Origin of the sequence: Paenibacillus sp. UNC499MF (genome assembly GCF_900107975.1) — a bacterium.
Classification (GTDB): domain Bacteria; phylum Bacillota; class Bacilli; order Paenibacillales; family NBRC-103111; genus Paenibacillus_F.
On the sequence record NZ_FNVF01000001.1, the window covers coordinates 656,331 to 673,455 of the forward strand.

The 17,125-nt window shown below is 51.7% G+C and carries 17 protein-coding genes; all 17 read left to right on the top strand.

Annotation, left to right across the window (positions count from 1 at the left end; genetic code table 11):
* Window positions 1-133 precede the first annotated feature (133 nt).
* The 17 genes from yfmF (at window position 134) to C4S74_RS03080 (ending at window position 16,980) form a co-directional block, all read left to right on the top strand.
* Window positions 134-1,420, top strand: a complete 1,287-nt coding sequence (gene yfmF, locus C4S74_RS03000; protein WP_103993861.1) for an EF-P 5-aminopentanol modification-associated protein YfmF — start codon at window positions 134-136, stop codon at window positions 1,418-1,420.
* Window positions 1,417-2,703, top strand: coding sequence for an EF-P 5-aminopentanol modification-associated protein YfmH (gene yfmH, locus C4S74_RS03005; RefSeq protein WP_103993862.1), 1,287 nt, complete (start codon window positions 1,417-1,419; stop codon window positions 2,701-2,703). The genes yfmF and yfmH overlap by 4 nt, the downstream gene beginning before the upstream one ends.
* Complete coding sequence (gene ymfI, locus C4S74_RS03010) at window positions 2,700-3,455, top strand: elongation factor P 5-aminopentanone reductase (protein ID WP_103993863.1); 756 nt, start codon at window positions 2,700-2,702, stop codon at window positions 3,453-3,455. The genes yfmH and ymfI overlap by 4 nt, the downstream gene beginning before the upstream one ends.
* A gap of 115 nt (window positions 3,456-3,570) precedes the next feature.
* A complete protein-coding gene (locus tag C4S74_RS03015; protein WP_103993864.1) occupies window positions 3,571-3,822 on the top strand; it encodes a DUF3243 domain-containing protein in 252 nt (83 codons plus the stop codon).
* A 79-nt stretch (window positions 3,823-3,901) separates the two neighbouring features.
* Entirely contained in the window at window positions 3,902-4,768 is an 867-nt protein-coding gene (locus C4S74_RS03020) for a hypothetical protein (RefSeq protein ID WP_103993865.1), read from the top strand.
* 92 nt (window positions 4,769-4,860) lie between these two features.
* Entirely contained in the window at window positions 4,861-5,625 is a 765-nt protein-coding gene (locus C4S74_RS03025; RefSeq protein ID WP_103993866.1) for a DUF3388 domain-containing protein, read from the top strand.
* Between the two features lie 53 nt (window positions 5,626-5,678).
* The gene (locus C4S74_RS03030) at window positions 5,679-6,566 is read left to right on the top strand and encodes a RodZ domain-containing protein (RefSeq protein WP_103993867.1); all 888 of its coding nucleotides are present in this window, start codon (window positions 5,679-5,681) and stop codon (window positions 6,564-6,566) included.
* Window positions 6,567-6,609: 43 nt separating this feature from the next.
* Complete coding sequence (locus C4S74_RS03035) at window positions 6,610-7,101, top strand: YajQ family cyclic di-GMP-binding protein (protein WP_042233112.1); 492 nt, start codon at window positions 6,610-6,612, stop codon at window positions 7,099-7,101.
* Window positions 7,102-7,228: 127 nt separating this feature from the next.
* The gene (gene rimO, locus C4S74_RS03040) at window positions 7,229-8,557 is read left to right on the top strand and encodes a 30S ribosomal protein S12 methylthiotransferase RimO (protein ID WP_103993868.1); all 1,329 of its coding nucleotides are present in this window, start codon (window positions 7,229-7,231) and stop codon (window positions 8,555-8,557) included.
* A complete protein-coding gene (gene pgsA / locus C4S74_RS03045; protein WP_103993869.1) occupies window positions 8,557-9,144 on the top strand; it encodes a CDP-diacylglycerol--glycerol-3-phosphate 3-phosphatidyltransferase in 588 nt (195 codons plus the stop codon). The genes rimO and pgsA overlap by 1 nt, the downstream gene beginning before the upstream one ends.
* A 264-nt stretch (window positions 9,145-9,408) precedes the next feature.
* Window positions 9,409-10,662, top strand: coding sequence for a competence/damage-inducible protein A (locus C4S74_RS03050; protein WP_103993870.1), 1,254 nt, complete (start codon window positions 9,409-9,411; stop codon window positions 10,660-10,662).
* Window positions 10,663-10,949: 287 nt separating this feature from the next.
* Window positions 10,950-12,011: a recombinase RecA gene (recA, locus tag C4S74_RS03055; protein WP_103993871.1), complete on the top strand. Its 1,062-nt coding sequence runs from the start codon at window positions 10,950-10,952 to the stop codon at window positions 12,009-12,011.
* 109 nt (window positions 12,012-12,120) lie between these two features.
* Window positions 12,121-12,780 (top strand): RecX family transcriptional regulator, encoded by a 660-nt coding sequence (locus C4S74_RS03060; RefSeq protein ID WP_103993872.1) that lies wholly within the window; start codon window positions 12,121-12,123, stop codon window positions 12,778-12,780.
* A gap of 312 nt (window positions 12,781-13,092) precedes the next feature.
* Window positions 13,093-14,637, top strand: a complete 1,545-nt coding sequence (gene rny, locus C4S74_RS03065; protein WP_009674960.1) for a ribonuclease Y — start codon at window positions 13,093-13,095, stop codon at window positions 14,635-14,637.
* A gap of 83 nt (window positions 14,638-14,720) precedes the next feature.
* The gene (locus C4S74_RS03070; RefSeq protein ID WP_103993873.1) at window positions 14,721-15,515 is read left to right on the top strand and encodes a TIGR00282 family metallophosphoesterase; all 795 of its coding nucleotides are present in this window, start codon (window positions 14,721-14,723) and stop codon (window positions 15,513-15,515) included.
* Between the two features lie 151 nt (window positions 15,516-15,666).
* Complete coding sequence (locus tag C4S74_RS03075) at window positions 15,667-15,927, top strand: stage V sporulation protein S (protein ID WP_005550495.1); 261 nt, start codon at window positions 15,667-15,669, stop codon at window positions 15,925-15,927.
* 114 nt (window positions 15,928-16,041) lie between these two features.
* Window positions 16,042-16,980: a dipeptidase gene (locus C4S74_RS03080; protein WP_103993874.1), complete on the top strand. Its 939-nt coding sequence runs from the start codon at window positions 16,042-16,044 to the stop codon at window positions 16,978-16,980.
* Window positions 16,981-17,125: the final 145 nt, after the last annotated feature.

A 17,125-nucleotide genomic window follows, 5' to 3' on the forward strand; every position in this document is an offset into this window, starting at 1 on the left:
TGAACTGAACAGAACGACAGAGGAAGTGACCGCTCGGTTGCTTCTTCTGTTTATGAAGGAATATAATGGGTATAGCCATTTGAAGAACCGAATAGTTTAGACCCAAGACGGTTGTGAAGGGAGAACGACAGCATTGAGCACTCAACAGTTTGAACGGAGTACACTGCGACAGATCCGGCTGCATGTGCTGCCAACGGACCGCTATAAAACATTCGCCATTTCCGCTTACATAGGACGTCCCCTTTCCGAGGAAGACGTGACGCAAACGGCTTTGGTCCCTTTTGTTCTTAGAAGAGGAACGGAGAGCTATCCCGATACGAAGCAGTTCCGCGAGCATCTCGATGATCTCTACGGAGCCGGCTTCGGTTTTGATATTTACAAGCGCGGAGATTACCAGATCGTTCAATTCCGCATGGATGTGATTAACGACCGGTTCGTGTCTTCCCCGGAATCTCTTTTGGAGAAAGCCCTCTCGTTTCTGGGCGAAGCCATTACGAAGCCCGCGGCCGAAGGAGACGCTTTTCTTTCCAACTATGTGGATTCCGAGAAGGAAACGCTGCGCAAGCGGATCGAATCGATCATTAACGATAAAATCCGCTTCGCCGCCGAACGCTGCATTGCCGAAATGTGCAAAGGGGAGCCGTACCGGCTGCATCCGCTGGGGGAGCTGAAGGATATTCCCGCTTCCACGCCGGAATCTCTTTTTGCCTATTTCAAAAAATGGCTGGCGGAAGCGCCCATCGACCTGTATGTAGTCGGCAACACCACCCTCCAGGAAGTCGAGAACATCGTGAGCCGTTCTTTCCGGCTGGAAAGGGAAGAGAATCCCCGCTACACGCGTACCGCGCCTCAGCGCCGGACAGGGGAGACCAACGTTGTCGTGGAACGGTTCCCCGTCACGCAGGGCAAGCTGAACATGGGGCTGCGCACACCGATTACGTACGGAGACGACGCGTATCCCGCCGCGCTTATGTATAACGGCATTCTGGGCGGCTATCCGCATTCCAAGCTGTTCTTGAACGTGCGCGAAAGAGCGAGTCTCGCTTATTACGCTTCTTCCCGTCTTGACGGGCACAAAGGCATTCTGACGATCCAATCGGGGATCGAGATGCAGAATTATGAGAAAGCGGTTGATATTATCCGCAAGCAGCTGGAAGACATGAGAACCGGCTTTATCAGCGATATCGAGCTCAGCCAGACAAGAGCGATGATAGCCAATCAGCTGCGGGAAATGCAGGATTCCGCCTTCGAGCAGATCGCGTTTGATTTCAATGCCGTCCTGTCGGGCAAAGAGCGCACGGCTCAAGAGCTGATCGACGGAGTGACGAACACAAGCATCGCAGAGATTCAGCAGGCGGCCGAGGGAGTATTCCTGGACACCATCTATTTCTTGAGGGATGAAAAGGAGGAAGCCAAGTGAACGTCATTCCCTATCCTCACTTAAACGAAACCTTGTATGAAGAAAAGCTTCCGAACGGCCTTCACGTGTATGTGCTGCCCAAGGAAGGCTTCCAAAAAACGTATGCGACGTTTTCCACCCGCTACGGGTCGATCGATAACCATTTTCAAGTGGAAGGCGGGCCTGAAATCCGCGTACCGGACGGAATCGCCCATTTTTTGGAGCATAAAATGTTCGAGGAGCCTACCGGCGACGTTTTCGCCACATTCGCATCCCGCGGAGCTTCCGCAAACGCGTTTACGAGCTTCGAGAGAACGGTCTATCTTTTCTCGGCTACGGGCCAGATAATGGAGAATATCACCACCCTGATCGATTTTGTCCAGAATCCGTATTTCACCGAAGAAAATGTGGAGAAGGAAAAGGGCATCATCGGGCAGGAAATCAACATGTACCGCGACAATCCCGACTGGAGGGCTTATTACGGCCTGATCGAAGCCTTGTACAGCAAACACCCGGTCCGGATCGACATCGCGGGCACCATCCCGTCCATTACGGAAATCACGAAGGATATGCTGTACGACTGCTACCACACGTTCTACCACCCGAGCAATATGACGGTCTTTATCGCGGGCGGGGTAAATCCCGAGGAAGTGATCTCCCATATCCGGGCCAATCAGGCGGCCAAAACGTTCAAGCCCCAGGGCGAGATCCGCAGATTTTTCGAGACCGAGCCGGAAGCTGTAGAGACGGAGCGTAAGGAGACGGTTTTGCCGGTATCTCTGCCTAAATGCCTGTTTGGTTTTAAAGAAAAAGCTCTCCGTGAAGAAGGAGACGCGATCCTCAAAAGAGAGCTCACAACGAAACTGGTACTGGAAGTCCTGCTGGGCGCAAGCTCCCCGATCTACCAGAAGCTGTATAACGAAGGGCTTATTTCGGACAGCTTCAGCCATGAATATAATTCGTCTCCGGAGTATGCGTTTTCCGCGATGGGCGGGGATACGAAAGATCCGGATCTGCTGCTGAGCCGAATCCGTGAAGAGCTGGACCGCGCGAAAGCGGAAGGGCTGGACGAAGAAGCTTTCGAACGGAGCCGCAGAAAAAAAATCGGCGGATTCCTGCGGATGCTTAATTCTCCCGAGGCTATCACGAATGAGTTCACACGGTATCTGTTCAAAGGCGCCGATATGTTTAACATTTTGAAAGTTTACGAATCCATCACCAAGGAAGAGGCGGAGTCGAGACTCCGCGAACACTTTGACTGGAGCCGCTTTGCCGTTTCGCTCGTGCGAAGCGAGCGTCCGTGACGGAGCTCCGGCCGTTTACCGAGCAGACGGTCCTCGTAACGGGCGGCAGCCGCGGAATCGGAGCGGCCGTCGCCGAACGGTTTGCCAAGCTGGGCATGAACGTGGTGATCCATTATCTGCAGTCCCATGAATCCGCGAATGAAGTGGCCCGCCGCTGTATGAATCATGGGGCCAAAGTCATGACGGTATGCGCGGATCTGAATTCCAGGGAACAGATTGTGGCCATGCGCGACAAAATGGAGCAGCGCGGATTTATGCCGGATGTGCTGGTCAATAACGCCGGAATTTCCCATTACGGACTCCTTTCCGACGTGACGGAAGAAGATTGGGACCGTGTTATGGACATTAACCTGAAGGGAACCTTTCTGTGCAGCCAGCTCTTTATGGAACGGATGATTTCCCGGAAATACGGTCGGATTATTAACGTATCCTCCATCTGGGGGATTTCGGGCGCATCCTGCGAGGTTATTTATTCCACGGCAAAAGGCGGCATCAACGCGTTTACGAAAGCGTTGGCAAAGGAGCTCGCCCCTTCGGGTGTCACCGTAAACGCGGTTGCGCCGGGAGCGGTCGATACCGATATGATGTCCGGCTTCGACCACGCGGAGAAAGAAGCGATTGCAAGCGAAATACCCGCCGGCCGTTTCGCGGCGCCAGACGAAATCGCCTCGCTGGTGTATTTCCTGGCTCTGCCGGAGTCCGGCTACATTACCGGCCAGATTATCAGCCCCAACGGCGGCTGGCTGACATAAGCGGTATTCCCTTAATTACCAAGGGTTCGAGCGGCCTCGCGGGAATATTAGATTGTCCGGATGCAGATATTACAGGTGTTCCTCTCATCCTAACAATCCAAAGGAGGCCCGACCCATGTCTACGGTACTTACAGTGTTTGACAGATGGAAAGAATTTTTGGCTGAACGGGTGGACCAAGCCGAGAGAGCAGGCTTGAACGACGAGAAGATCTCCAAGCTTGCTTTCCAGATCGGTGAGTTTCTGGCCGATAAAGTGGATCCGGAAAACCGCGAAGAGCGCGTGCTCAAAGAACTCTGGGACGCAGGTGACGAGAACGAGCGCAAGGTTATGGCGCGTTTAATGGTCAAACTGGTGAATAAAGAGTAGAATAGATGATGTACATGCGAAAAGCCCCACTTCACTGCGGGGCTTTTCCATGCCATCATTTCACGAAAGGATCGGTATCATGAGTTTCTCGCGGGCAAAAGTTGCAATTTTCCTGCCAGTCATCACGGTTATGCTTTCTTCATGCGGGACTCGCGGGCTTCCGACGATCACCGAACAGCAGCTGGCGTCCAAGCATTCGGTTCTGGTCGTAACGGCCCCGGATGTGGCGCCCGAAACGAAAACGAGCGTTGCGGCGGCACTCGCCAAATGGAGAAGCGGCAGCGGTCTCACTTCGGAATGGAAACAGGACGCGGCCTTTGACAGTGCCCTGGCCAAACAGCTGGATTCGAAACGCTATGATTATGTCGTTGTAATCGGCAGCAGTCTTGCACCCCAAGCCTCGGCTGAGGCGGTCAGGCTTAAGGATCAGAAATTCGTCCTGCTTGCGGATCGTATGGAAGATCCCGGGATGCAGGCGGAGAAAACGGCCCCGCCCAACACCGTTCTTCGCGGCGTGGATCATGCGATGATCGAACAGGCGATGAGCGGCTGGGTCAAAGAGCAGGCGGACAAAAGAAAGTCCATCGAATGGGTGACAAAAACTTCGGTTCCCATACCCTCAGGTTTATCCCCTTCCGGCTTATCCGGTCACACCGTAAACACGGACAGCAGTCCCGAATGGTTCGAGCAGCTGAAAAAGCAGGCCGCCGACCATCGTTCAAGCTGGATCATCCAGTACACCGCTCTTCAGAAAACGGATCAGCAGAAAATCAAATCGCTGGGGATTTCCGTCGTGCCGCTGGACCAATCTTTTGCCGTAGTAGTGAATTGGGAAGCCGTTATGGCCAAAGAGCAGAACAGGATGATTCAAGGGGATTGGAAGCCGGGTATACAGACCTATTCTGCGGAAGAAATGAAACAATTCGAATTTCTAAAAAAGTCGTAGTTACAAAGAAGTTGGCAGGACTTTGTCAAACGTTGTAGAATAATAACTTCGGAATGTCTAATTCGTGCCATGGCAAATGAGGTGCTTACGTTTTGGAAATTAAAGAATGGTACATGGAATACCGAATACATAAGAACCGTCCGGGTCTTCTGGGGGATATCGCTTCTCTCATGGGGATGCTCGATATTAATATTGTGACGATCAACGGGGTGGAGGACCGCACACGCGGAATGCTGCTTCAAACCAATGATGATGAAAAAATCGAGTTAATGGGTAAAATGTTAAAAAAGGTGGATAATATCACCATAACCGCCTTTAGAACCCCCAAACTGGTTGATATTCTTGCCGTCAGACACGGCCGGTACATAGAACGCGACTCCGACGACCGGAAAACGTTCCGTTTCACAAGAGACGAACTCGGACTTCTGGTCGATTTTCTGGGTGAAGTATTCAAACGCGAGGGCAATCAGGTGATCGGGCTTCGCGGAATGCCGCGTGTAGGCAAAACCGAATCCATCATTGCGGGCAGCGTCTGCTCGAACAAACGCTGGACGTTCGTATCGTCCACCTTATTGAGGCAGACCGTGCGCAGCCAGCTTTCCGAGGATGAAATATCCTTGAACAACGTTTTTATCATTGACGGAATCGTTTCCACCATCCGGTCCAATGAGAAACACTTCTCGCTGCTTCAGGAGATCATGGCGATGCCTTCTACCAAAGTAATCGAGCATCCGGATATTTTTATTAAAGAATCCCACTATACGTACAACGATTTCAATTACATCATCGAGCTGCGCAACAGCCCCGACGAAGAGATCAACTATGACAGCTTTACGTACAACACAGAACCATTTTGAGGTTTTGCTCGTCTATAAGGGGAAGGACCCACTGAATTTACGGAGGTGAGAACATGTCGGAACTCGGTCAGCGATTGAAGCAGGCCCGATTGGAAAAGAGAATGTCTCTTGAGGATCTACAGGAAGTTACGAAAATCAGAACCAGATACCTCGAAGCAATTGAAGAGGAAAATTATAAAGTTTTGCCCGGCAGTTTTTATGTGAGGGCTTTTATCAAAAGCTATGCGGAAGCGGTCGGTCTCGATCCGAACGAAGTTCTGAACATGTATCAGGGCACGGTTCCGGCTGCTCCGCCGGAGCCTACGGTCGAGACGATCCGCACACCGCGCCGTAGTTCAGCGAGAAGCACGGACAGACTCAGCAAATGGGCGTCCACCATTATGGTCGTTTCGTTCGTGCTGTTGATTGCGGCCATCGTGTACTATTTCGTCGTGATGAACAACAAGGGCGACAGCTCGGGCGCGATTAATGAGCCCAACAGGCTGACGGATACGGCGGACCCCAACGCGACGGCCGCTCCGAGTCCTGCTCCGGGCAACGGAGGGAATACGGCGTCCACAAATTCGCCGGCTCCTACACCGACGCCCAGCGCGACCCCTACGCCGACTCCGACGCCGCCTGCAGGCGCTTTGACGCTTGTGAACAGCAGCGGCAGCCTGGACAATTACACGGCGGTCGGCGGTAAGCTCGACATTACCGTGACGGCGGCAGGGACACAGTGCTGGTACAGAGTCGACAGTTTCCCGAACAGCAACAAGAAGATGGAGAAGCAGGGGACTCTGAAGCAGGGTGAAACGGAGACGTTCTCTCTGACGACTACCGCGCAGATTCGCGTAGGCGCGGCCAACGCCGCCAAAATCACCGTAAACGGGCAGGAGATCAACGTCGGAGACGCCTCCAACCCTAAAAATATTAAAATTACGCTGCAGCCGCAGCCTTAATAACGGATTACCGTACTAAAACTCAGGAGAGGACGAAGCCCAAATGAGTTCGGAAAGCTCTTTCGATATCGTATCCAAGCTGGATATGCAGGAATTGAACAACGCGATTACGCAGGCCAAGAGAGAAATCGAAACCCGTTTCGATTTTAAGGGCAGCAAAAGCGAGATCACTTTGGAAAAAGAAGAACTCGTTCTTCTTTCGGACGACGATTTTAAGCTTCAAAACGTGATCGACATTCTTCATGCCAAGATGGCCAAACGGGGCATTGCCCTCAAAAATCTCGAATACGGCAAAATCGAGTCGGCTTCCCTGGGAACGGTCCGCCAGCGCGTTAAGCTGAAACAAGGGATCGAAGCGGATATCGCCAAAAAAATTAACATCATGATCCGGGATTCCAAGCTCAAGGTGAAGAGCCAGATTCAGGGAGATTCTATTCGTGTGACCGGCAAAAGCAGAGACGATTTGCAGAAAGTGATTCAAATGCTGAAAGGCGCCGACCTTCCTATCGATCTGCAGTTTGACAATTTCAGATAAACAAAGGCAGCCCTCCGGTGTCCCGGTTTTTCCGCGGATATCGGAGGGTTTCCCTATTTTGACACTCGGATTAGCGATGTATTATACTTGTAATGATGGCTTTGCTACGATGTTTGGAGGTTTCAGCATGACGGAAAAGGTTAGAGTAGTAACGCTTGGATGTGAGAAAAACTTGGTGGACTCCGAGATCATGTCCGGACTCGTCGATCAGCGGGGGTACAGCGTGGTCGAGAAGAACGAAGAAGCCACCGTGATCATTGTAAATACGTGCGGATTTATCGATGCCGCCAAGGAAGAATCGGTTAATACCATTCTGGATATGGCCGATTTGAAAAGAACCGGCAAGTTGAAAGCGCTAATTGTTTCGGGGTGTCTGACACAGAGGTACAAAGAAGAACTGATGAAAGAACTGCCTGAGATTGACGGGATTGTAGGAACGGGCGATTTTCACAATATCAATGCCATTATTGACGAAGCCTTGAAAGGGAAGAAGCCGGTCTACGTCGGGAATCCGGTGTTTAACTATGAGCAAGCGCTTCCGCGCAAGGTCTCCACTCCCCGCTATACCGCTTACGTCAAAATCGCGGAAGGCTGCGATAATGCCTGCACGTTCTGCTCCATTCCGATTATGAGGGGGAAGTTCCGCAGCCGTTCGATGGAATCCGTCCTTTCGGAAGCACGGTTACTGGCCTCGCAAGGAGTCAAGGAGGTCAGCCTTATCGCCCAGGATTCCACCAATTACGGAACGGATCTGTACGACAAGTTCATGCTTCCCGAACTGCTTAACCGGGTGAGCGAAGTGGAAGGAATCGAATGGGTAAGGCTGCATTACGCCTATCCGGGCTTTTTTACGGATGAGCTGATCGAAATGATGGCAGCCAATCCGAAGATTTGCAAATACATAGACATGCCGCTTCAGCACAGCTCCGACGCCATCCTTAAACGGATGAGACGTCCCGGAAGAGAGAAAGACGCCCGGGAACTTATTCTCAAAATCCGTAAAAGAATGCCGGATGCGGCTCTGCGGACTTCACTTATCGTCGGGTTTCCCGGCGAAACGGAAGAAGATTTCGAACATCTGGTGCAGTTCGTGAAAGATGTCCAGTTCGACCGGCTCGGGGTTTTTACGTATTCCATGGAGGAAGACACACCCGCGTCCCGTCTTCCCGGACAAGTGCCGGACGACGTAAAAGAATACCGCGCGGCCGCTCTGATGGAGCTCCAGCGCGAAATATCCAATCGGCGCGGAGGCCGCAGGCTCGGCGAAGAGGTGGATGTGCTTATCGAACGTTATGACGGCCGTAACGACGTGTATATCGGCCGTTCCCAATACGATGCGCCGGAAATCGACGGGGAAGTTTTTGTAACCGGCAAGAATATCGGAATAGGCGGCGTTGTAAAAGTGCGGGTTACCCACTCCTTTGAATTCGACCTCTCCGGGGAGGTTATCGCATAATGAATTTAGCCAACAAAATTACACTTGCCAGGATATTCCTGGTCCCGATTATTATGTTTTTCCTGCTTGTGAATATCCAGTTTCCGCATATCAAGATTCAGACGTTCTCCATCACGTACAACCAGATTATCGCGGCGCTCATTTTCATCATCGCGGCGAGTACCGACAGTCTGGACGGGTACATCGCCCGCAAGAGAAAGCTCGTTACGAATCTCGGTAAACTGCTGGATCCGCTGGCCGATAAGCTGCTTGTAACCGCCGTACTGGTGTCCCTTGTCGAGATGGACAAACTGGGCGCATGGATCGTGATCGTCATCATCAGCCGCGAATGGGCCGTTACCGGGCTGAGGCAGATCGCGCTTCTGGAGGGGGCTGTTATTCAAGCGAGCAAATGGGGTAAAGCTAAAACAGCGGCACAAATCACGGCGATTATCGCGCTGCTCATCAACAATTTCCCGTTCGCTTTTATCAACGTCCCGTTCGATTTGATCGCAAGCTGGATTGCCGCGATCATTACGGTATACTCCGGGCTCGATTACTTCATTAAAAATAAGCATGTTATCGATTTTTCCGAGAAAACACAGTAGATACTGTGTTTTCTTCGTCTCCGGGAACAAGCCGCGGTAAAGGGTTGATGGGGACGGAATACAGTCCGGATGTTAACGCCGCCCTGCAATGAACGGGGCCCGGGCTGTCCACGGGACAAGCGGACGGAAACGGACGAGCCGGCAGATTCGGCGTTTATCATTTCACGGGCGAAGCGGGGACATAGGTTTTTTCCGCTAATGGAAGCTGGCAATACTGGAAGTTCACATGAAAGCATCTCACATAGATGAAAGGGGATCTACAGCATGAAAGCAGAATTGATTGCCGTCGGAACAGAGCTTCTGCTGGGGCAGATTTTAAATACGAACGCTCAGTATTTGGCGCAGGAGTGTGCGATACTGGGCATCGATCTGTATTTCCAGACCGTCGTAGGCGACAACCCCGCCCGCATCCGGGAAGCTCTGGAACAGGCCGGCAAGCGGGCCGATCTGGTTATTACGACGGGAGGACTCGGCCCGACTCTGGACGATCTGACGAAGGACGTGTTGGCCGACATGACCGGCCGCCGCCTTTATATGGACGAGATTTCGATGGCCAAAATCCGCGAACTGTTCGATTCGCAAGGGCTGCATATGGTCGAGAGCAATTCCAGGCAAGCGAATATGATCGAAGGGGCGGAGCCCCTTCCGAACGACACGGGACTGGCCGTCGGGCTGGGCCTGGATCACGAGGGGACCCGGTACCTGCTTCTTCCCGGCCCGCCGAAAGAAATGAAGCCGATGTTCGAGCGTTATGCCAAGGACTGGCTGAGCGGCCTGATGACCGACGAGATGCCTTTGTACTCGAAGATGCTCAAATTTGCCGGGATAGGAGAGTCCTCCCTGGAACACAAGCTGTTCGATCTCATCGAGAAACAGACCGATCCGACCATCGCTCCTTATGCCAAGGAGGGAGAGGTAACGATCCGTCTGGCGACGAAGGCGCACACGGAAGAAGAAGCTCTCCGCAAGATGGAACAGGTCGAGCGGGAAATCCGCAGCCGCGTAGGGGAGCATTTGTATGCGGAAGAGGACATCCCGATCGAGGAAGCGGTGCTCGCCATACTTCAATCAAGGAATCAGACGCTGACGACGGCCGAGAGCTGTTCCGGCGGACTCCTGAGTGATTTGATCACGTCTATCCCGGGGCGTTCCTCCGTGTTTCTGGGCGGAGTCGTCTCGTACTCCAACGAAATGAAGCACAGTATGCTCGGCGTTCCCGTAGAAATGCTCGAAGGCGAGGATGCTCCCGGAGCGGTCAGCGCCGAAACGGCCGAAGCGATGGTGCGGGGCCTGCTGGAGCGCACGAATGCGGATTATGCCGTATCCGTAACGGGAGTTGCCGGTCCGACTACCTCGGAAGGCAAACCGATCGGGCTGGTCTATGTCGGAGTCGGCTGCAGGGACGGAGATATTCACGTTCAGAAGCTCCAGCTTCCCGGACTGCGGGAGACGATCAAGATGCGCGCGGCCAAAACGGCGCTGCACCAGCTTTGGAAACTTGTAAAGGCGGACGGCTAACCGGCGTTTTTTGTTGAAAAACCGCAGCTTTTAAGGTATAATAAAAGTATGTTAACGGAAGAACCGTAGCGAAGAATTTGTCTTTGCTGCGGTTTTTATTTTTTGCCGCGCAAGGACCGAAAGGAGCGCCGTTTCCTTTAGATTAGGAAAGCTTTCTGCCGTAATTGCTTACCGGATGAGGATAAAGAGCCGTCACAAAAAAAACGAATGTATGTTCGAAAAAACACTTGGCAACGGGTGAAAAAGAAGGTATGATATACCTATAACAGTTAAAGGAAGTGAGTGTATTGTCAGATCGTCGTGCCGCATTAGAAATGGCATTGCGCCAAATTGAGAAGCAGTTTGGCAAGGGTTCGATCATGAAACTCGGAGAATCAACACACATGCAGGTGGAGACCATCCCCAGTGGTTCCCTTGCTTTGGATATAGCACTTGGAACCGGAGGCTTTCCTCGCGGTAGAATTGTCGAAATCTATGGACCGGAATCTTCCGGTAAAACAACGGTCGCTCTTCACGCGATCGCGGAAGTGCAAAAGTCCGGCGGACAAGCCGCTTTTATCGATGCGGAACATGCTCTTGATCCGCTTTATGCGAGCAAGCTCGGAATCAACATTGACGAATTGCTGCTTTCCCAGCCGGACACAGGCGAGCAAGCGCTTGAAATCGCGGAAGCCCTCGTACGCAGTGGCGCGGTTGATATCATCGTTATCGACTCCGTTGCCGCTCTCGTTCCGAAGGCGGAAATCGAAGGCGAGATGGGGGATTCCCACGTCGGTCTGCAGGCCCGTCTGATGTCGCAGGCGCTGCGTAAACTTTCCGGTGCCATCAACAAATCGAAGGTTATTGCCATCTTTATTAACCAATTGCGTGAGAAAGTCGGCGTTATGTTCGGTAACCCTGAAACGACACCGGGAGGCCGTGCTTTGAAATTCTATTCGACCGTCCGTTTGGATGTTCGCCGTGTTGAAACGATCAAGCAGGGCAACGATATGGTCGGTAACCGTACCCGTGTCAAGGTCGTGAAAAACAAAGTTGCGCCTCCGTTCAAACAGGCCGATGTTGACATTATGTACGGCGAAGGCATCTCCCGTGAAGGCAGCATCATCGATATCGGAACGGAACTGGATATCGTGAACAAGAGCGGCGCCTGGTATTCCTATAACGGCGATCGTCTCGGCCAGGGACGCGAGAACTCCAAGCAATTCCTCAAGGAAAACAAGGAAATTGCCGATATCATTGAGCAAAAAATCCGGGAAGCGAGCAATCTCACGAATGTGGTTCCTCCGGCAGGCGTAGATGTAGACGATCCGGACGAAGAATTGGCACTCTTTACGGAAGAAGAAGAATAAGAACAAGGGCCGCCTCTTACGTACAGCGCAGGATGCGGCCCTGTTTTAGCTCCCTGGGGAGCTTTTCTTTGTTTTTGGACTCATAGGATGCCGAAGGGGGAAAGAACGCATGAAAGACGAAACAGAAGCTTCCGTGATAACGGGAATAGAAAGACAGAAGCGCAACAAAAAACGATATAATGTTTATGTCGACGAAGAATATACCTGTTCCGTGCATGAAGATATCCTGATCAAGAACCGTCTGCTCAAAGGAGAGCAGATTGATGCTCAGCGCTTGAAACAAGCGCTTGAGGAAGACGAGAGGCATGAAGCTTATTTGAAAGCGATCCGCTTCGTGGCGGTCCGGCCCCGGTCTGTCCAGGAAGTAAAAATGAAGCTAAAGGACTTAGGCTACGAAGCCGACCTCATCGACTGGACGGTGGGTCGCTTATTGGAGCAGAAGTACCTCGATGATGCCGATTTCGCGAAGTTATGGACGGAGCAGCGGATTCAATACCAGCGCAAAGGCAGAAACGCGGTCCGTTATGAGCTGGCCCAGAAAGGCCTCTCTCGCGACGAAATCTCCAACGCGCTGTCTGCGGTTGATACGGAGGAAGAAATGGAAGGGGCCCTTATTGTGGGCCGCAAGAAATGGAAAACCGTGTCAGGCGAGAGGATGGACCGCAAAAGAAAAACGATGGCATTTCTGCTTCGGCGCGGGTATACGTCTTCGCTCGTTAACGATGTGATGCGCCGGCTTTCCGACGAAGAACTCGAAAATGAGGAATAGCTCCTCCGTGAAAGCGTACTCAGTCACGGTTGACGAAGCCAATAGCTTGACAATGTTCTTTGTGAACAGATAAAATACAATTGTATATTTTCATAAAAAATCATCAGATTTTCTATGAGGTAACGGAAGCGATTTCCGCCAAGATTGCTTCCGCTCCATGCTGTTCCGAACAACCCCCGTTGTACGGACAAACAAACCGAACCATTTTCTAGCACGGAATGTGGTCCATACGGCTTGAACAAACGAATATCGGATTAAAAAAACCGAATCATCCCAAGCTAACACCTTGGAGGAACCAACGAGGAGGTGAACATGATGAATCCAATTATCTGGGTCCTGATCATTCTCGTTGTTGGCGTTATTTGCTTAGGGATTGGTTATTTTATCCGCAAGTCTCTTGCAGAAGCGAAAATTTCCAGTGCTGAAACTGCCGCTGCACAAATTGTTGAAAATGCCCGCAAAGAAGCGGAGGCACTGAAAAAAGAAACGGTATTGGAAGCCAAAGATGAAGTTCATAAGCTCCGGGCCGAAGCTGAAAAAGACATTCGTGAACGTCGAAATGAATCTCAACGACATGAAAGACGATTGTTGCAAAAAGAGGAGTCGCTGGATAAAAAATTAGAATCTCTTGAACGCAAAGAAGAGCAAGTCGCCAACAAAGAGAAGAGAATTGAAGAAACGCAGAATCAGATTGATGAGCTCTACCGCAAACAGGTATCGGAACTCGAACGTATTTCCGGCATGACCATGGAAGAAGCGAAGACTATCATTCTATCCGGCGTTGAACAGGAAGTTCGTCATGAAACCGCACAACTTATTAAAGAAATAGAGCAGCAGGCCAAAGAAGAAGGCGACAAGAAAGCCCGTGAAATCATCACGCTCGCCATTCAGCGCTGCGCTGCCGACCATGTTGCCGAAACGACGGTATCTGTCGTAAGTCTTCCGAATGAAGAAATGAAGGGCCGGATTATCGGTCGTGAAGGCCGGAATATCCGTGCACTTGAAACCTTGACGGGGATCGATCTTATTATCGACGATACTCCCGAAGCCGTTATTTTGTCCGGCTTTGATCCGATCCGCCGGGAAATCGCGCGGACCTCGCTTGAGAAGCTCGTGGCCGACGGACGTATCCATCCGGCTCGTATCGAAGAGATGGTGGAGAAGTCCCGCAAGGAAGTGGACGAGCGGATCCGCGAGTATGGGGAACAAGCTACGTTCGAAGTGGGCGTACACGGTCTCCATCCGGATCTGATCAAAATCCTGGGACGTCTCAAATTCCGTACAAGCTACGGACAGAACGTTCTCAAACACTCGATGGAAGTTGCTTATCTTTCCGGTTTGATGGCTGGAGAACTCGGCGAAGACGTAACATTGGCGAAACGTGCCGGGCTTCTGCATGACATCGGTAAAGCGCTTGACCACGAAGTTGAAGGGTCACACGTTGAAATCGGTGTTGAAATCGCCAAAAAGTACAAGGAACATCCTGTCGTTGTGAACAGTATCGCTTCCCACCACGGAGACGTGGAAGCGACCTCGGTTATCGCCATGCTCGTCGGAGCGGCGGACGCCTTGTCCGCGGCAAGACCGGGTGCACGCCGGGAAACGCTGGAAACTTATATCAAGCGTCTTGAGAAGCTTGAAGGCATTTCGGAATCGTTCGAAGGCGTGGAGAAATCGTACGCCATCCAGGCCGGACGCGAGGTTCGCGTCATGGTTCAACCGGAGAAAATCGACGATGCGGAAGCATTCAGACTTGCCCGCGATATTACGAAGAAGATCGAGAACGAGCTTGACTATCCCGGTCATATCAAAGTTACGGTCATTCGTGAAACCCGTGCGGTTGAATACGCCAAATAAAAGAAGTATACTTGTGAAAAGTGGCTGCGTAAGCCACTTTTCCTTTTTTTAGCCGAAAGAGAAAGAGGCAGGAGTGATGGGTTATTAAGATCGTGTTTATCGGTGATATTGTCGGCTCAGTCGGCCGGAATGCAGTAAAAACAATGGTGCCTAAACTGAAATTAAAATATGCCAACGCGGTATTTATCGCGAACGGTGAAAATGCGGCCGCAGGCCGGGGGATTACCTCGCAAATCACGAAGGAGCTCTATCAGCTCGGGATTCACGGAATCACGCTCGGAAACCACACCTGGGACCAGAAAGAGATTTTTGATTTCATCGACGATGAAGTTCAAATGGTGCGTCCGGCCAATTTTCCCGAAGGAGCGCCAGGACGGGGCCATACCGTTTTGAAGGTCCGCAATCAGGAGATTCTGCTTATCAATCTGCAGGGACGGACTTTTCTCCCCCCGATCGACTGCCCGTTCCGTAAGGTAGACGAGATTCTCGAGGCGGCGAAAGGAAAGTACAAGCATATCTTCGTCGATTTCCACGCGGAGACAACGTCGGAGAAAATCGCCATGGGCTGGCATCTGGACGGCCGTGTTTCGGCGGTCGTAGGCACGCATACGCATGTCCAGACTAACGATAACCGCATCCTGCCTCAGGGAACGGCATACGTGACCGATGTAGGGATGGTAGGTCCCCGCGACGGCGTTCTCGGGATGGAGCGCACAGCCGTTCTGCGTAAGTTTACGACGCAGCTGCCGGTAAGATTCGTCGTGGACGAAGGGCAGTGGCATTTCCATGCGACTGTCATCGATCTCGACGATACGTCAGGAAAAGCCGGTAAGATCGAGCTTATCCGGATCAACGAAGAAGATCTTCTTTTCGAATAAAGGCGCGGGCAGCCCGCTTGACGCATCACGATATAACTTGTACCACCGGGAGATATCCGTTCAGGAATGTTTGATCACCTGTCCGAATAGGATGGAAAGAGGAAACCTTATCCTTAATCCTTTATCCATCAACCCAAGGAGGTACTTTTCCATGGAAGTATTAAAAGTTTCAGCAAAATCCAATCCAAACTCCGTAGCAGGGGCGCTTGCAGGCGTGTTACGGGAGCGCGGGGCTGCAGAGCTTCAAGCCATTGGCGCGGGGGCTCTGAATCAGGCAATCAAAGCGGTAGCGATCGCAAGAGGATTTGTGGCGCCCAGTGGAGTCGACTTAATTTGTGTACCCGCCTTTACAGACATCGTCATTGACGGGGAAGACCGGACGGCGATCAAACTCATTGTAGAACCAAGATGATGCACGATCGCTCCTCGGGTTGTACATACATGAACGGACCTGTTTACATACTCTGTAGACAGGTTTTTTTCGCATCATGCAAGACAGGTTCTACTAAAAAGCCTGGAGGTAACCATGATAATCGACGCTCACTGCGATGCTTTGATGAAAATGTACCGGAATCCGCTGCTTGATTTCAATGCAAGCGAGCCTTTGTTGGATGTAAACTATCCGCTTATGAAGCAGGGGGGAGTCAAAATCCAGTTTATGGCGGTCTACCTGCCGGAAGAAATCAAGAATCCGGATGTGGGACACATTCTGGAATATGTGGACATTTTGTACCGAAGAGTGCTCTGCAATGGGGATATCGTCCTGATCCGGAGCCGCTCGGACCTTCAGCACGTACTGACGACGGGCAAGCGGGGCGTTCTGCTTACTCTGGAAGGCGCGGAAGGACTGAGGGGCAGCCTGGCTCACCTGCGCATTCTTTACCGGCTGGGGCTAAGAAGCATAGGACCCGCCTGGAACTACGCGAATTGGGCGGTAGACGGGGCCATGGAGACGCGAAACGGGGGCTTTACCCTCCGGGGGCAGCAGCTGATAAAAGAAAGTAATCAGCTCGGGCTTATGCTAGATACTTCTCATCTATCGGAAAAGGCATTCTGGGAAGCTGCCGACGTATCCGGCCTTCATCTATTCGCTTCCCATTCCAATGCCAAATCGGCATGCGACCATCCGCGTAATTTGACCGATGGACAAATTCGCCGCCTTATCGAGCGGAGAGGGATGATCGGAATTACCTTCGTTCCCTGGTTTGTGAAGAAGACCGGTTCGGTTTTCATTACGGACCTTTTCCGGCATATCGATCATATCTGCTCGCTGGGCGGAGAAGACTTTATCGGCTTCGGATCGGATTTCGACGGGATAGACAAATATATCCGGGGGCTGGAGAACGCCGGCATGTACGCGAACCTCGCCAACGAGCTGTACAAGCACTACACGCCCGTACAAGCCCAGAAGTTCCTCTGGCAGAACGGGTATGCATTTCTGGAACGCAGTCTGCCGGTATCCTAGAGAGCGATCTCTTTTTGATATGGGTATGATCTAAAAAAGCTATCTGTCCCTTTTACGGAAAACCCTTGCAATTTGCGGGGTCTAGGAATAGAATTTGGATAGCTTGAAAAATTTTTTTTATATCCTACAATCTATCATACAAGCA

Excerpts from the sequence above, each read along its gene's own strand:
- rny (WP_009674960.1), top strand. The coding sequence starts at position 13,093 with ATGATGAATCCAATTATCTGGGTCCTGATCATTCTCGTTGTTGGCGTT.
- C4S74_RS03050 (WP_103993870.1), top strand. The coding sequence starts at position 9,409 with ATGAAAGCAGAATTGATTGCCGTCGGAACAGAGCTTCTGCTGGGGCAG.
- rimO (WP_103993868.1), top strand. The coding sequence starts at position 7,229 with ATGACGGAAAAGGTTAGAGTAGTAACGCTTGGATGTGAGAAAAACTTG.
- C4S74_RS03080 (WP_103993874.1), top strand. The coding sequence starts at position 16,042 with ATGATAATCGACGCTCACTGCGATGCTTTGATGAAAATGTACCGGAAT.
- C4S74_RS03015 (WP_103993864.1), top strand. The coding sequence starts at position 3,571 with ATGTCTACGGTACTTACAGTGTTTGACAGATGGAAAGAATTTTTGGCT.
- C4S74_RS03030 (WP_103993867.1), top strand. The coding sequence starts at position 5,679 with ATGTCGGAACTCGGTCAGCGATTGAAGCAGGCCCGATTGGAAAAGAGA.
- C4S74_RS03075 (WP_005550495.1), top strand. The coding sequence starts at position 15,667 with ATGGAAGTATTAAAAGTTTCAGCAAAATCCAATCCAAACTCCGTAGCA.
- pgsA (WP_103993869.1), top strand. The coding sequence starts at position 8,557 with ATGAATTTAGCCAACAAAATTACACTTGCCAGGATATTCCTGGTCCCG.
- C4S74_RS03020 (WP_103993865.1), top strand. The coding sequence starts at position 3,902 with ATGAGTTTCTCGCGGGCAAAAGTTGCAATTTTCCTGCCAGTCATCACG.
- C4S74_RS03060 (WP_103993872.1), top strand. The coding sequence starts at position 12,121 with ATGAAAGACGAAACAGAAGCTTCCGTGATAACGGGAATAGAAAGACAG.
- C4S74_RS03035 (WP_042233112.1), top strand. The coding sequence starts at position 6,610 with ATGAGTTCGGAAAGCTCTTTCGATATCGTATCCAAGCTGGATATGCAG.